15 protein-coding genes are annotated in these 15,898 nt (G+C 29.8%); all 15 read right to left on the reverse strand.

The annotated features are described in order from the left end of the window. Nucleotides 1–32: 32 nt before the first annotated feature. Nucleotides 33–890 (reverse strand): dTDP-4-dehydrorhamnose reductase, encoded by an 858-nt coding sequence (rfbD, locus tag BLU40_RS07835; protein ID WP_090122033.1) that lies wholly within the window; start codon nucleotides 888–890, stop codon nucleotides 33–35. Next, nucleotides 883–1,455: a dTDP-4-dehydrorhamnose 3,5-epimerase gene (gene rfbC, locus BLU40_RS07840; RefSeq protein WP_090122035.1), complete on the reverse strand. Its 573-nt coding sequence runs from the start codon at nucleotides 1,453–1,455 to the stop codon at nucleotides 883–885. The genes rfbD and rfbC overlap by 8 nt, the downstream gene beginning before the upstream one ends. Before the next feature lie 6 nt (nucleotides 1,456–1,461). Beyond that, nucleotides 1,462–2,334 (reverse strand): glucose-1-phosphate thymidylyltransferase RfbA, encoded by an 873-nt coding sequence (rfbA, locus tag BLU40_RS07845; protein ID WP_090122038.1) that lies wholly within the window; start codon nucleotides 2,332–2,334, stop codon nucleotides 1,462–1,464. Nucleotides 2,335–2,537: 203 nt separating this feature from the next. Continuing rightward, nucleotides 2,538–3,584 carry a YncE family protein gene (locus BLU40_RS07850; RefSeq protein ID WP_090122040.1) on the reverse strand — a complete coding sequence of 349 codons (1,047 nt, stop codon included), beginning with the start codon at nucleotides 3,582–3,584 and terminating at the stop codon, nucleotides 2,538–2,540. 3 nt (nucleotides 3,585–3,587) lie between these two features. Then, nucleotides 3,588–4,631: a cytochrome D1 domain-containing protein gene (locus BLU40_RS07855; RefSeq protein WP_090122043.1), complete on the reverse strand. Its 1,044-nt coding sequence runs from the start codon at nucleotides 4,629–4,631 to the stop codon at nucleotides 3,588–3,590. Then, entirely contained in the window at nucleotides 4,628–6,313 is a 1,686-nt protein-coding gene (locus BLU40_RS07860; RefSeq protein ID WP_090122046.1) for a GMC oxidoreductase, read from the reverse strand. Before BLU40_RS07860 ends, BLU40_RS07855 begins: the two co-directional genes overlap by 4 nt. Nucleotides 6,314–6,320: 7 nt before the next feature. After that, nucleotides 6,321–6,893, reverse strand: a complete 573-nt coding sequence (locus BLU40_RS07865; RefSeq protein WP_090122048.1) for a gluconate 2-dehydrogenase subunit 3 family protein — start codon at nucleotides 6,891–6,893, stop codon at nucleotides 6,321–6,323. A gap of 27 nt (nucleotides 6,894–6,920) precedes the next feature. Beyond that, a complete protein-coding gene (locus tag BLU40_RS07870; RefSeq protein WP_090122050.1) occupies nucleotides 6,921–8,111 on the reverse strand; it encodes a glycosyltransferase family 2 protein in 1,191 nt (396 codons plus the stop codon). 9 nt (nucleotides 8,112–8,120) lie between these two features. Further along, nucleotides 8,121–8,735, reverse strand: coding sequence for an acyltransferase (locus tag BLU40_RS07875; protein ID WP_090122054.1), 615 nt, complete (start codon nucleotides 8,733–8,735; stop codon nucleotides 8,121–8,123). Nucleotides 8,736–8,740: 5 nt separating this feature from the next. After that, complete coding sequence (locus BLU40_RS07880; RefSeq protein WP_090122057.1) at nucleotides 8,741–9,955, reverse strand: glycosyltransferase; 1,215 nt, start codon at nucleotides 9,953–9,955, stop codon at nucleotides 8,741–8,743. After that, on the reverse strand, nucleotides 9,952–10,863 hold the full coding sequence (locus tag BLU40_RS07885; RefSeq protein WP_245729916.1) for a glycosyltransferase family 2 protein: 912 nt from the start codon (nucleotides 10,861–10,863) through the stop codon (nucleotides 9,952–9,954). Before BLU40_RS07885 ends, BLU40_RS07880 begins: the two co-directional genes overlap by 4 nt. 2 nt (nucleotides 10,864–10,865) lie before the next feature. Beyond that, a complete protein-coding gene (locus BLU40_RS07890) occupies nucleotides 10,866–12,029 on the reverse strand; it encodes a glycosyltransferase family 4 protein (RefSeq protein WP_090122061.1) in 1,164 nt (387 codons plus the stop codon). Nucleotides 12,030–12,034: 5 nt separating this feature from the next. Beyond that, nucleotides 12,035–13,117 (reverse strand): acyltransferase family protein, encoded by a 1,083-nt coding sequence (locus BLU40_RS07895; RefSeq protein WP_090122064.1) that lies wholly within the window; start codon nucleotides 13,115–13,117, stop codon nucleotides 12,035–12,037. Between the two features lie 45 nt (nucleotides 13,118–13,162). After that, the gene (locus BLU40_RS07900) at nucleotides 13,163–14,230 is read right to left on the reverse strand and encodes a glycosyltransferase family 2 protein (protein ID WP_090122067.1); all 1,068 of its coding nucleotides are present in this window, start codon (nucleotides 14,228–14,230) and stop codon (nucleotides 13,163–13,165) included. A gap of 194 nt (nucleotides 14,231–14,424) precedes the next feature. Beyond that, nucleotides 14,425–15,897, reverse strand: a complete 1,473-nt coding sequence (locus tag BLU40_RS07905) for an O-antigen ligase family protein (RefSeq protein ID WP_090122069.1) — start codon at nucleotides 15,895–15,897, stop codon at nucleotides 14,425–14,427. Nucleotide 15,898: the final 1 nt, after the last annotated feature.

Genomic DNA, 15,898 nt, shown 5'->3' on the forward strand with positions numbered 1-15,898 from the left:
TATAGATTCTTTGATGTGCTCAGAGGTGATTTTTATAATATTTGTAAGCATTCTTTCAAAGAATCTCTCCAATTTGGAATTTCAATTTGAAACCTTTTTTTTATTTTATTTTTGTTTAAGACACTGTAAAAAGGTCTTTTTGCTGCAGTTGGATATTGAGAAGTTTCAATAGCGTTTACCTTGATTTTGAATTTTTTAATTTCAAAGATAGCTTTTGAAAAATCGTACCAACTACAAACACCTTCATTTGAATAATGATAAATTTCTATGCTTTTATTGTTTAATTGTGGAATGATTTCTAATAATGTTACAGCTAAATCTTTTGCATAAGTAGGAGTTCCTATTTGGTCTACAATTACACCTAATTCTTTTCTTTCATTTGCTAAACGTAACATGGTTTTTACAAAGTTATTTCCATAACTTGAATACACCCAAGAGGTACGTATAATAATAGAATTAGAAGGGTTTATTTTTTGAATTGCCTCTTCTCCGGCTAATTTAGTATTACCATAAACACTTTGAGGATTAGATTTAATACTCTCTGTATATGGAATATAGCTAGTGCCGTCAAAAACATAATCTGTTGAAATATGAATTAATTTTATGTTGTTCTCCTTTGCTATTTTTGCAAAATTTTCAACAGCTAAATGATTTAATTTAGTTGACATTTCTATATCACTTTCCGCTTTATCAACAGCAGTATGAGCGGCACAGTTTATAATTATAGAAATATTTGCTGTTTCTATATAGGTTTTAACAGCTGTATGATTTGTAATATCTAATTCTTCATAATCTGTAAAATGAAAATGATACTTGGGGTATGTTAGTTCCAATGCTCTAAGTTCAGAGCCTAACTGTCCGTTGGAACCTGTTACTAATATATTATTCATATAATGATTTTATATTTTCAAAATGTGTAGCATTTTCAAATAAGGGTTGTTTTGTATCCTTAGGTGATAATTTCATTTTTTCAACCTCTAATTTCCAGTCAATATTTAAAGAAGCATCATTAAATGCTATTCCTCTGTCACATTCAGGACTGTAATAATTGTCTACTTTATAGGCAAATGTTGCTTCATCACTTAAAACCACAAATCCATGTGCAAATCCTCTGGGTACTAATACTTGCTTTTTATTTTCGCCCGTTAATTCTACAGATACATGCTTTCCAAATGTTTTTGAACCTTTTCTAATATCTACAGCAACATCTAAAACTCGCCCTTTTAATACTCTTACCAATTTAGTTTGTGAAAATGGTGGTAATTGGTAATGTAGCCCTCTTAAAACTCCATACGAAGATTTAGATTCATTATCTTGACAAAAATTAATTTTATATCCTAAAAATTCTTCCAACTTATCTTGTCGAAAAGTTTCAACAAAATAACCTCTTTCATCACCAAATACATTTGGCTCACAGATTATTACATCTGGTATTTCCGTTCTTTTAAACTTCATATTTTTTTATTTAGCTATATCTATTAAATATTGTCCATATCCATTCTTTTTTAATGGTTCTGCCAATTTTAGTAATTGTTCTTTTGAAATGTATCCTTTTTCAAAGGCTATTTCTTCTAAGCAAGCAACTTTTAATCCTTGTCTATTTTCAATAGTTTGAATATAATTAGAAGCCTCTAATAAACTTTCATGAGTTCCTGTATCTAACCAAGCGTAGCCTCTTCCCATAAGCTCTACTTTTAAGTTTTTTTGTTGAAGGTACTCTTGGTTAACTGTTGTTATTTCTAGTTCACCTCGATGGCTAGGTTTAACATTTTTGGCAATTTTTACAACACTGTTTGGGTAAAAATACAGCCCAACTACAGCAAAATTACTTTTAGGTTTTGCAGGTTTTTCATCAATACTTAAGGCATTACCAGCAGTATCAAATTCTACTACTCCATATCGTTCAGGGTCTTTTACATAATACCCAAAAACAGTTGCTTTTTTAGATTCTTTAACTGTTTTAACTGCGTTATTTAACATTTCAGAAAATCCATATCCATAAAATATATTATCTCCTAAAACCAAACATACATCATCATTTCCTATGAATTCTTCTCCAATAATAAAAGCTTGAGCTAGACCATCCGGTGAAGGTTGTTCTTTATATGAAAATTGCATTCCAATATCACTTCCATCTCCTAATAACTGTTCAAATCTTGGTAGGTCAATAGGGGTTGAAATAATTAATATTTCTTTAATTCCTGCTAACATTAAAACTGATAATGGATAATAAATCATCGGTTTATCGTTTATAGGAAGAAGCTGTTTGGATGTTCCTTTTGTTAAGGGGTATAGTCTGGTTCCAGATCCTCCTGCTAATATTATTCCTTTCATAATTAATTATTTTATTTTTTTAATTAACTTAAATATTATTCTAATACTTAGTTACTTATAAAGTTAAGTTTTTTCATATTAAGATACAAATAAAGCCTAGTGCTATTGTAAGTTTTTGTGTTGATTTTTTTTATTTTTTCAATTTATTGTGTTTGTGTGTTAATGGTTTGAATTTTAGTGAGTTATTTATTTAAATAATAATTTTATTCTACAAATGTTAATGCATCCGGAACTCTTCCTGTGCCAATAGTACTAACAATTGTAAATGTTTTCATATCAAGTACTTCAATTTTATCAGCGTTAGAATTTGCAATAAAAGCATATAAGCCGTTAGGGTGCATAAATATATTTACTGGGCGTGGCGTATGGTAAAGTATTCGCTCTAAAAATTTATTTTTTCCTGGAATATTTATGGTTTTTATTTGTTTTTTTGAAAGCTGATTATAAATAGAAATTGTGCCATCGCTTGCATTAGCAATTAAGCAATAGTTGCCATCAATAGAAAATTTCACTTTTAATGGTTCGTTTCCTGTATTTAAAGTTTCTATAACTTTATAAGTTGATGTGTTTATTATGGTAATACTATTTCCGTTTTTGTTGGTTACCCAAATTTCTGACCCATTAGGTGTAATATCTATACTTTCTGCAGTTAACCCACAAGGAATTATTTTAATTACTTTATTCTTGTTAAGGTCAATAACACTAACCGAATTTGATTTCATATTTGTAACGTAAGCTAGTGGTTTTGTAGGGTGAATTACTGAAAGGTGGCTAAATTTTTGTTTAGTTTGTATTTGTTTTTCAATACTATCCGTTTTAGTATTAAGTACTAATAAATTATTATTTGCATAATCAATAAGAGCTATCTTATTGGTTTCTGAAAGGTTAGCAATACCATTTGTTCTTATATTTTGTTTTAAATTTATTGTTTTTTCAATTTCATTGGTTTTTGTATTAATAACTTTTATAAGGTTACCATCTTTATTAATAGTACCATAATTTGTAACTATAACCTTGCTTTTATCTATAGTTGTTATTGCTTCATGAGATTCCATATTAATAGGCACTTCTGCTATTTGTTTACCTTTGAATAAATCAAAAACAGTAATACTTCTACTTATTTTATTTACAATATATAATTTTCCACTAGTTTTTATGGTGTAAGAAGGTAACCTGAAAATTAGGATAAATAGTGTTAGTAGCAAGAAAATTGCTACAAGTGAAATTAATATATGTTTTAGATGCTTCATGAATTAATTAATTAAAGCTAAACCGTCTGGCATGTCTCCTGTTTTAATACTGCTTACAATGGTAAAGTTTTTCATGTCAATTATTTCAACTCTTCCAGCTGTCAAATTAGATACAAATGCATATAGCCCATTTTGATGCATTAAAATACCTACTGGACGTGGGGTTCGATAAATTATTTTTTCAAATATGTTATTATTACCTGGAATTTTTATGGTAGTAATTTCTTTTTTGGTTTTACTGTTATAAACAGAAACTGTTCCATCACTTGCGTTAGAAACTAAACACTGTTTTCCATCAACAGAAAATTTTAATCTTAATGGTTGTTTCCCTGTTTTTAAAGTTTTTGTAATTTCATATGTTTCGGTATTTATAATAGAAATAAAATTTTCATCAATATTTGTTACCCATATTTCTGAGCCATCAGGTGTAATGTCAATTCCTTCAGTTCGTTTACTGCAAGTAATTATTTTTACAACTTTATCTTGTTCAACATCTATTACACTAACAGAGCCTGAATTAATATTTGATACATATATTAAAGGTTTATCTGGATGGTGGACTAATAAATGACTAAAGTCTTGTTGTGTAGCTATTTGCTTCTCTACAATACCTGTTTCTATATTAACTATAGATAAATGATTTCCTATATCTGCAACAACACCTACTTTATTTGGTTGAGGTAAACTAATAATGCCATGTGGCATTAAATTTTTACCTAGTGTTATTGTTTTTTCTATAGTATTAGTTGCCGCGTTAATAACAGTTATACTCTTTCCGGGATTATTTGATGCTCCATAATTAGTAACTATAACTCTGTTTGGGTTTGTTACAATTGTTGCTTCATGTGGTTCTATTTCGGTAGCAAGATCCTTAATTTTTTTACCTTTTAATAAATCAAAGATTGTAATGTTATGGCTTGCTTTGTTAACAACATATAGTATACCGTCTGTTTTAATACTATAAGATGGTTGTTTTATAAAATAAATAACCCCAAATAATAAAAAGATTAAACCCAAAAAGATGGCAATAAATTTTAAATTTTTCATAACAGACCCGATTTAAGTTGGTTAATAGCATATTGGCAGGCTCTTGCCGTTATAGCCATATAGGTTAAAGATGGGTTTTGACAACCTGAAGAGGTCATACAACTTCCATCGGTTATGAATACATTTTTAACATCGTGCATTTGATTGTGTTTGTTTAATACTGAAGTTTTAGGGTCATGTCCCATTCTTGCAGTTCCCATTTCATGTACAGCCGATCCTGGAGAAGGAGGGGTTCTATAACTTCCTACATTTTCAAATCCAGCGTTTAATAGTATTTCTTCACTTTCTTTGGTCATTTGTTCCATCATTGCTATTTCATTAGGGCCATATTTAAAGTCGACCTTAACTAAAGGTAACCCCCACTGATCTTTATTTTCAGAATCTAGTGTAATTTTATTTTCGTAATTAGGTAGCGTTTCTCCACGACCTCCAAGAAAAAATTTCCACTTTCCTGGTGTTGACAATTGTTCTTTTAAAGATTTTCCAAAACCAACAGTAGATTTTGTTTGCCAATTTTCTCTTTCTCCTTTTCCTTGAATCCCATAACCTCTTACAAATTTTTTATTTTTAGTTTCGCTATTTAAATTTTGAAATCTTGGGATATAAATTGTTCCAGGTGATTTTCCTTCGTAATATTTATCTTTTAAACCTTCATAAGTTCCAAAAGAAGCATTATTTACTATATGATCCATTAAATTATGACCTACTTGTAAACTAGAATTCCCTAACCCATTTGGAAAAGAAGGCGAGGTAGAGTTTAATAATATAGCTGCGGTTGCTATTGCCGATGCATTTAAGAAAATTATTTTTGCATAATAGCTAAATTCTTCTTTGGTAATAGTATCAATAATTATAACTCCAATAGCTCGTTTTTTATCTTCATCATAAATAACTTTTTTTACTATTGAATTGGCTCTAAGTGTTAAATTTCCAGAATTATGTGCATCTAATAATGTCGATGAATTACTACTAAAATAACCTGAAAAAGGGCACCCTCTACTGCATAAATTTCGATAAATGCACGGGCCTCTACCTTTTGTAGCCTCAGTTAAATTAGCAACTCTTCCATTTATTAAAACACGATCTGAGTATTTTTCACTTACAGTTTCTTTTAAATGCTGTTCAATTGCATTTAAGGGTATGGGTTTCAAAAAAACACCGTCTGGAAGTTGAGGTAAAGACTCTTTACTACCACTTATTCCAACATATTCTTCAACATAGTCATACCATTTTTCTAAATCTTTATATCTAATTGGCCAGTCAACGCCATGTCCATCTTTTTTATTTGCTTCAAAATCCATTTCAGAAAGACGATAACTTTGGCGTCCCCAAGTTAAAGATCTACCACCTACTTGGTAGCCTCTTATCCATTTAAAAGGGTTAGTTTGTATATATGGATGCTCACTATCTTTAACATAAAAATGTTTGTCTGTTGCATTACAATGGCTACTTTGTACTGGTCTTTCTTCTAATTCTTTATTGGTTAAATGTGTTCCATTTTTGAAGTCCCAAGGGTTTTTTAAGGCAGTTGTATAATCTTTTGCATGTTCTACATTTCTACCTCTTTCTAATACTAACGTTTTTAATCCTCCTTCTGTTAGTTCTTTGGCTGCCCAACCTCCACTAATTCCAGATCCTACTACAATAGCGTCAAAAGTATTTTTATCTGTTTGATTTGTCATAATTGTTTTATTTTGTAGCCCAAGCTTTTTGATTAGTTTTTAATGTTGTAATAGCTTCATACTTACCTGGAAAAGGTAAGTAAGCTAAGTGTTGTGTAGCTCCAACAGAAGAGATACAGTAACCTTCAATAGTTAATGTTTTTAAAATATTAAAGAAGGAACGACCACGAAGTTTGTTGCTAATTTTCATAAACATACTATTAGAATCAAGTCCGCTATCTAAGTTTTCTAATTGTTCGTTTTTTTGAATATCTGAACACTCTTCAAAAGGAATTCCGTAACTATCTAAACAAGTTTCTTGAAGATCATTTAGTCCGTTAAAAAATTTAGTATATTCTTTAATTGAAGCACATTCCTCCATATAATTAATTACAAAATTTTGAACTTTGGCAGATTTTGCTCCTGGAGTTTCTGTTGGAGGTATAATTACATCAACTAATTCAGAAATTAAACTCTCATAATTTACTAGCTTACCTTTGCTTATATCAATATCAGTTTTAAAATATTTTAAAACAGAGACTGAAGCAATTCCTAGTCCTGCTATACCTAATATTCCTCCTATGGCTGTTCTTCTATTCATTTTAAATTTTTTTAACTTTTTATTTAATTAACTTGCTCGTTTAGAGCGTTCCCAATTAACAGATTGTGTGTTTTTCATATACCTGAAAAACCCTAGGATTACAGATAAATTCATAATGAAAAAATAATAAGGAACGAATAGTAATTTTACTTTTATAGATTTATTTTCTAATACCCAACCGATTAATGCTCCAACATAAAATAGCATTTGTAACCAAAACATTACTGAATAAAGTCCAAAGTCTAAAAGTCCTTCGTTATAAGCTAATACAAACGAAACAGGAATTAAAAGCAGTAAACACAGTGGAGTTAATGTCCAACGTAGTACTCGGTGCGAAATATATTGAAAGGAAAGTGTACCATATTTGAATATATTTAATAAAGAACTTAATCTAACTACAGATTGAATACCACCGGCTGAAATTCTAATTTTTCGTTTTAATTCTTCTTTTACATTTGCAGAAGCTGTTTCAATTGCATATGCTTCAGGGTCGTATTGAATAGTATAACCATCTTGAGCTACTCTTAATGATATAATAAAATCATCTAGTAAAGTGTCTTTTTCAACATGACGATATAACTCTGTTCTTATAGCAAATAGTTCTCCTGCTGCACCTACAACAGAGTATAATTCGGCATCCCATTTTTTTAAAGTAGATTCGTATTTCCAGTAAATTCCTTCACCAGCTCCAGATGCAACATCACTTTCTTTTTCTATAATTCTTTTTTCTCCAGAAACGCAACCAACAGTTGGGTTGCTAAAAAGGTTAACAATGCGTCTAATAGATTCTTTACCTAAATCAGTATTTGCATCACTAAAAATTACTATTGGAGTTTTTACAAAATCCATACCTCTGTTCATAGCTCCAATTTTACCATTTCTTGCATCTAAATGATGTACAGTAGTATTTGGATAACTTTTTACTAAATCTGGAGTTCCATCATCTGAACCATCTGTAACCCAAACAACGTTTAGTTTATCTTTTGGGTAATCTAATTCTAGTGTGTTTTTCATTTTTGCAGCTACATAATCTTTTTCATTATAAGCAGCTATAAATAAGGTAACTTCCGGTTCGTAAGTATGGTCAACTTCAACCTTTTTTCCAATTTTAAAAGTTCTTCTAATTTTTATTATTGCATATAATAAAATACCATATCCAACATATGTATAAATTATTATAAAAAGAAATGCCCAAAATAATATTTTTAATACTTCCATAATATTTATTTAAATTTTTTCCCAAACTTTGGTTTCGTGATTAAACTTTTTTATAACTTTTGCAGGGTTTCCTACAGCCACTGAAAAGGGTGGAATATTCTTTGTAACAACACTTCCAGCTCCAATTTGACAGCGTTTACCTATGGTAACACCTGCTAAAACAACAGAGTTTGCACCAATATGAGAATCTTCTTCTATTACTGTTGGTTTTACTTGTAGAGGTTGTTGACTTGAATTTTTTGTTCCGTCTGAAAATCCATGGTTAAAACCAGATACAAATACGTGCTGCCCTAAACCTGAACCACTACCCATAGTAACAGGGCCAATAACTACAGAGCCAATACCTATTCTAACACGGTTACCTAATAGTACATCTCCAGAACCATTATTTATGGTACAGAAGTCTTCAATTGTTGTTAATTCTCCAATTTCAAATCTATTCCACGGAAATACATCAATTCGACTTCTTCTGCGAATTTTTGCTCCTTTTCCTTTTTTGTGTTTTAAGGGGTTTAAAAACCACCTTACCCAAAGTCTTGGGCGTGGATTTCTACTAGGAGCAATACTCCAAAGCACAAATGCTTTAAGTTTTGGATTTGATTTTATTTTAGATACTATTCCCATAATGATTATATTTTAATTCCTTTTTCTTTTGCTACTAACTCAGTGTATTTATAAATTTCTTTTACATTATTCTCCCAGCTATGACTGGTTCCATAAGTTCTTCTTTTTGTTTCGAGGTTTTCATTATTTTCTTTAAGAGCTTTTTCTGCTAAAATGACATAGTCTTCTTTAGTTTTTCCTAGGTAGGTATAATCTTTAAAATAATCCATAGCTTTTGTTGCTGAAGCTAAAGTTGGTTTACCCATTGCTAAATATTCATCAATTTTTCGAGGATAGTTACCAATTGTAGCATCGTTAATTAGTTGTGGGTTTATAGCAACATCAAAGCCTTTAATATAGTTTGGAAGTTCTGAAGAATCCTTACTTCCTAAAAAATAAACATTACTTAGGTTGTGTAGGTTAGATGATTTAAAGTTTTCATCTTCAGGCCCAACTAATACAATAGACCATTCTGGTTTGGCTACCGCTATATGTTCAATAATATCAATGCTTAGTCTTCTACTTGATAAAAACCCAACATAACCAATTATAGGTTTTGGAAGACCTTCAAAATCTTTTGAAGCTTGAATATCACGCTCCAAATCATTAAATAAACTAGTGTCACAACCTTGGCCAACCATATAACAATGCTTGTTGTATTTAGCTCCGTATTCTGCATATAGAGTTGAATTGTTAACAACTAGATCAGCATTTTCTATCAACTTAGGTTCAAGTCTTACACCATGTTTTTTCCAATATGGGTTTTTTGTAAGATAGTCTCGCATATAATATATATACAATGCAGGTTGTAAAAATTCTTTTAAATGTTGTCCTAAAAACATAGAACTATCATTAAAAATAATGAAGTTTTTAAAGCCAAGCCTATCTATAGCGCTTTTAATATCATTAGTAAATTTTTTTGTATTCATTCTGTTAACACTGTCGAAAATCTTTTTAGATCCAATCCAATTAATAGATTCTATTGTGGTTTTAGGATAAAATGTCCACATGTTAGAATTAATACTTACCAAATCAGCTTCTTTTCCAGATTTAATACGAATACGTTTCTTAATTTTCTCAGTTTTTCTTTCTTTGAATTTTGAAATTCTGTCTAAAGGAGAGTTTACATATAGAATTCTATTGTTACGGCTCATTTCAACGGCAATATTCTTACAGTTACTACCAATTTCAATATCCCAAGGTTGGATGCCTACTATAATAATGTCTTTACCTTTTATCATAACTGTTGGTTTTTATTAATATTAAAATGAGTAATATTCCAAATCACTCCTCTGTATAGAGCAGACAAGTGTTTTTTATTGAATAAATATTTTATTGTGTTTTTTGGAAGTGAAATCAAAAAGAAGTACAACACTGCAAGTAATAATGTAATACCACTACTGTTTCTTCGAACAAATAACAACCTATTTCTATTCATGTAATAAGTTTTTAATGGACTGTTTTTACCAGTAGAAATAGATTCTTTATGTAGGATTGTAGAATTTGGTTGAAAATAAATTTTATATCCTGCTCGTTTCACTCTTTCTGCAAAATCAAGTTCTTCATAATAGAGAAAGTAACCTTCGTATAACAATCCTAATTCTTCTAAAACACTTTTTCTTATCATCATACAAGCGCCATGTGGATAAGATGTTTCTGTAATTTTATTTAATTGCCCATTATCTTTTTCTTTATAACCATAATGAAAACCCCTAGAAGTAATGGGATTTATTGGTGATGCTCCTGCATATTGTATGATGTTATCTTCGTAGAAATATAGAATTTTGGAACTTGAAATTCCAATTTCTTTATTTGACTCCATTAATTCAACCAAGCTGTTTAAAAAGTCAGGTTTAACTTCAGTGTCATTGTTTAACAATAATATGTAATCTCCTTTAGCTTGTTTTAATGCAATATTATTTCCACCAGCAAAACCTAAATTTTTTTCACTGATTATTAATTTAGCTTCAGGGTATTTTTCTTTAATAATATTGGGCGAAGTTGTAGGTGAACCGTTATCTACAATTAATGTTTCAAAATTAGAGTACGTAACTTTTCTTAAAGAAGCTAACATTTCACAAGTAACTTCGGGTTGATCGTAATTTACACTTACGATTGATACCATTGGCTGTTGAGGTTTTGTTTCCATAGCTATTGTTTTATTGAATTTTCTGAATGAATTAATTCATAAAGTTTTAGATAACCTTTTGCCATGTTTTTCCAAGAGAATTGTTGGCTTCGTTTTAACCCTTTTTCGCAAAGTGAATTTTTATATTCTTCGTTATTTAATATTTTTATAATTCCTTGCGTAATTTCTTCTGGATTAAATGGATTAATTATGTGTGCAGCATCACCTGAAACTTCTGGCATAGATGATGTATTTGATGTAATTACGGGTACATTGCAACCCATAGCTTCTAACATTGGGATACCAAAACTTTCTCTAAGTGAAGGATATAAAAAAACATCACATTGAGAGTAAATAGCTGGTAAATCTGTATTTATAACATAACCGGTTAAAATAATGTGATTGATAAGGTTAGTGTCATTAATTTCTACCAAAAGTTTATTGAGTTCAGTTTTATCATAATCTAGCATTACAAGTTTGTGATTAGAACCTGTTTGTTTTAAAAAATCTGAAAATGCTTTTAATGTTCCTTTTGTGTTTTTTTTAGGGTCCGTATTTCCTAAGAAAAAGAAATAATTTTCAGGTAAATTATATTTTTCTTTTACCCTTTGAAGTTCTTCTTTATTAGTAACAGGTTTAAAATGTTCGCTTACGCCGTTATAAATAGCATCAAGTTTATTATTTCCATTAATACCAAAGAATTCTCCAATTCTATTTTTTTCAAAATGTGATACGGTAATTACTTTTGTGCTTTTCTTTAAAACTCTAGGCACCACAAGTTTTCTATATACATTACCAAATTTCTGATACGTACTAGCGCTACTTTTTAGTATTTTTAAATAATCACTTTCCATATAAATAATGTCATGTAGAATTGTGATTAACGGAATATTTGTAAATAAAGGAGCTGTGTTACTTGTACAATGCAACACATCACACCCATATTTTTTTGCGGCTTTTGGCAATGCAATTTGTTCCCAAGTAGGATAGGGGCCACCATCTAACTTAATAATTTTAAAGTTTGCGGTTTCTTTTAAAACTGAATCATCTACGTCTGGTTTTACAAAAATGTAATATTTATTTTTATGGTCTATAGCTTGTAAGTTTTTAATTAACTCTAGAGCAACCATATCCATTCCATGTTTCTTTTCACGAAAAAGTCTTTGTCCTTCAATACCTATTACCATACTACTTAATTTTTTATAGATTTATTAACAAAATAATACATTACATATTTTTTAATTCTTTTATATACTATTACCTCTATTAGGTATGAGAATAATAACATTAAAATAAAATAGAGTACATATTCAACTATTTTATGATTAATAAAATTTAAATATGTTGCTTTTACCACTAAATAATCATGTGATATATAAATTACATAAGAGAACGGCGCAAAGTATTTAAATATTCCAAAAATGTTATTAAATCCAATCCAGTGCCAGCGATGCCAAATAATAGCACCAAACATTATTATAAACGAAAAAATGAAATGTCTTAATTCAACAAATGGATAAGCAACTAATGGGTATTTGTAAATTTTAGTATAAGAGAAGTTTAAATAAAAATTTAACCCTAAAATAGTTATAATTAATGCTACAACGTATGCGTATGGTAGCATTGATTTAAACGAATATTTTCCGCCTGTTAAATAAATGTCTGCAAACTTTACTCCAATCCACCATATAGCAAAATACATTGCAATTCTATTTACTATAAAAGGATAAATGAGATATGAAATAGCAGCAACAATTACAATAATATTTACCAAAGTGTTAATCTTGGTTTTGCTTATTTTTTTTGTTAAAAAGATAAATAGCATATAAAACCACCACTCATATGATAAAGACCAAAGTAAGCCGTTACCCATGTAAGTAGGGCTAACAACGTTTGGTTTTAATGATATAACATCTTGAAGCATAAAAATGTTACCTAAAAGGGTTTTCCATTCTGGGTTTGCTAAAGCACCTTCAGAATAACATTTTAAAAGGTAACCTATTAAGAAAATAAAGAAAAGAGGAATGTAAATTCTAATAAATCGACGTATAAAATATGAGTGAAAAGATTTATCTGTTGACTTTTCCCAAGAATATTTTATTACGAAACCACTTAACACAAAAAATAGAATAACTGCTTCTGAACCAAATCTAAATAGAATTCCTACGTTTATTCCCAAAAAGTATATTTTTTGGGGTAACATATGGAAGAGTACCACATATAAGGCACTAAATCCACGAATAGCTTCTAGTTTTTTTAGTTTATTGTTTTTCATTGGGGTTTTTTATAGGGATTAACCACCTTGTTTTTTTTAAATCATTTAACTTTTATTAATTTTTGAGTTTGATGATGTGTGTTGTGTATGAATAAATGTTTTATTAGCGCCTTTAATTTTAAGTAAAGACAGGAACATCATAAACATTCCTTTTGGTAAACTAGCTAAAGCTTTAAGTGTTTTTAAATTGTAAAATATTTTTGGTACAGAAAAAACAAAAGATAGTATGCAAGCAACCGCTAAAATAATCCAGTAAATTGAATAGATAAATTGATTATTTAACAAGTAATTTACAATAATAAAACAAGAGCTTAGAAATATTACAGCACCTAATAATAATATTCTTGGAGGCTGAATAAATTGTATAGCCTTATCAAAATAATCTACATTGCCTTTAGTAATAAGATCCTTTAAAGCATTTAAAAAATCTTTTCTGAAATAATGAAACTGGGCAGAAAGCCATCTTCGTCTTTGATTTCCAAAAACTTCTGATTTTTGAATTTTTTCATCTAAAACAATAGCGTCATCTAGATAAACAATTTTATGTTTTGCTTTTAACATTTTTAACTCAATTTCTTTGTCAAAACCGCCAACAGCAGTTACAGTAGCCATTAATTCTTTAAAATAAGTATATTTAAAAGCCATTCCAGAGCCAATAATAGCAGATGAAAGGCCTAATACTCTATGTCCTTTTCTAAAAATATTATTGTTGATTTCTTCGCTAATAGCATCTAGTACAGCCCAAGAATTATTTAAGTTTTTTGCTGCACGGTGTCCTTGAACTGCTATAAAATCATATTCAAAAGCAGCATTTATTTTATTTAAAAAACCTGGAGTCATTAGATTGTCAGCATCTAAAACCAGCGCAATGTCATACTTGCTTTTAAGCTTAGCCATTGCTTTATTTAAAGCTTTTGATTTTGTGCTTTTCTCAAAACTTACCTCAATTAATTTTATAGGTAAAGTCTCTAATTCACTAATAGTTTCTTTTTTAAATGAATCTGCGATTATAACTACGTCAAATAGGTTTTTTGGGTAATCCTGTTCTAATGCAGATTTTGCAACTTCTAGGATTACTTCATCCTCTTTATATCCAGGGATTAGAACAGCCATTTTTTTAAAATTACCATTCGAATTATAAGTTCGCTGTTTATAAAATAAACTAGCTATTGAAAATATAAATATATATAAAGTGGCTAATCCTAAAAGGATTAGTAATATGATTTGTATTATATTTAATAGTTGCATAATTAAAAATTTAAATTAAAACACTAATTTTATTTCTCTTGTTTATTCACCTTTTATTATTAATTTAATGCTAGTGAATACTCTTTTGGATCTCTTTCAAAAACTTTTGGATTTGACATAAGTGCCATTGAAGCATACATTAATAGAGCTGTTGGTAAACCACCAAATACTGCATTTCCATAGGATGCGACCATAACTCCTGCCATTCCACAAATTAGAGCACTCATTTTTAACTTGGTTATTGGGTCTCGAATTCGAAACATTACTTTAAAAGAAGCCATTCCTATAACATATAGTAAAATAAATAAATGTAGTGTTAATCCAACAATACCCATCTCTGCCCAAATCATTACATACCAACTATCTGTTGCTACATGTGAAAGAAATGCATTTGGTAAAAAACGTTGAGCCTTATCGCCTGCATGGCCAATACCACCTCCAAAAGGCCTTGAGGCAAGATACCCTTTAAGAATTTCTTGATTTGCTTTTCTAACAAGTAAAGATGGATTATTAGGGTCAAACCCAGTTCTCATTCTTCTTATTTGGGCATTACCATTTGCTATCATTGTGAATTTAAAAAATACAAATAAGAGTATTACTCCTGTAAGCCCAAGACTAAGAATTTTAATATTTTTCCTTAAAACAAAAAATGTCATAAACCCTGCAAAAGGAACTGCAATAGACCCTCTAGTACCTGATATTAGCATTCCATATATTCCTAATATTCCAACTGTAAGATAAAAGAATTTAGGAATGCCTTTTTTTGCCATAGAATAAATAATAAACACAACACCAGCAAGTCCTTGATTTCCACCAAACTGCCCTGCATCACTCATAAATGAAAATACTCTTAATTTTCCAAATAACACATGTGTTACGGCGCCTCCGTTATCTAACCATGCTTGCTCAGCAGCATCAACTCCAAAAACCATTTGTCCTATACCTTTAAAAGTTGCTAGAATAGAGAATGTTCCCCATACATATAAAAAAGTATCTAGTTTTTTATTAGTATTTATAAGCATAAACGTTAGAATAATAAAGAAAAAGAAGTAAAATCCAATGCCTCTTCCAGCAATCCAAGGCTCTATCATTCTGGCTTCTGGGTTTGCAATTTGCAATATAAAAACCCCTAGCCAAATCCCAGCTAAAATAGTAACGTGTTGATTAGCTGGAGACCAATCGACTCTATCTCTAAACCTAGTAAAAATTAATGCTAAAAAAGTTAAAACTAAAATTCCATCTATACCAAAACCTAAGGGTAAGCCTTTTACATATCGTCCAATTCCAAGTACAACAAAATTATAACCAATTGCCGTGTAAAAACCAATAATTGGATTTTTAAATATGATGTATATATAAACAGCTCCAAACATAAGGGCAAATAAGAGCCCGACCCCAACAATTTCTAATTTTGCAAGAATTAAACCAGTTAGGCAAACCCCTAAAAAAAAGTATAATAGACCCTTTGGGCTAGCTAAAGCAGCTGAGCCTGTAATCTTATCAAAAGGGTTTATGTTGTTGTTATCTGTCAAA

Source organism: Lutibacter oricola (assembly GCF_900106565.1).
Lineage (GTDB): Bacteria > Bacteroidota > Bacteroidia > Flavobacteriales > Flavobacteriaceae > Lutibacter > Lutibacter oricola.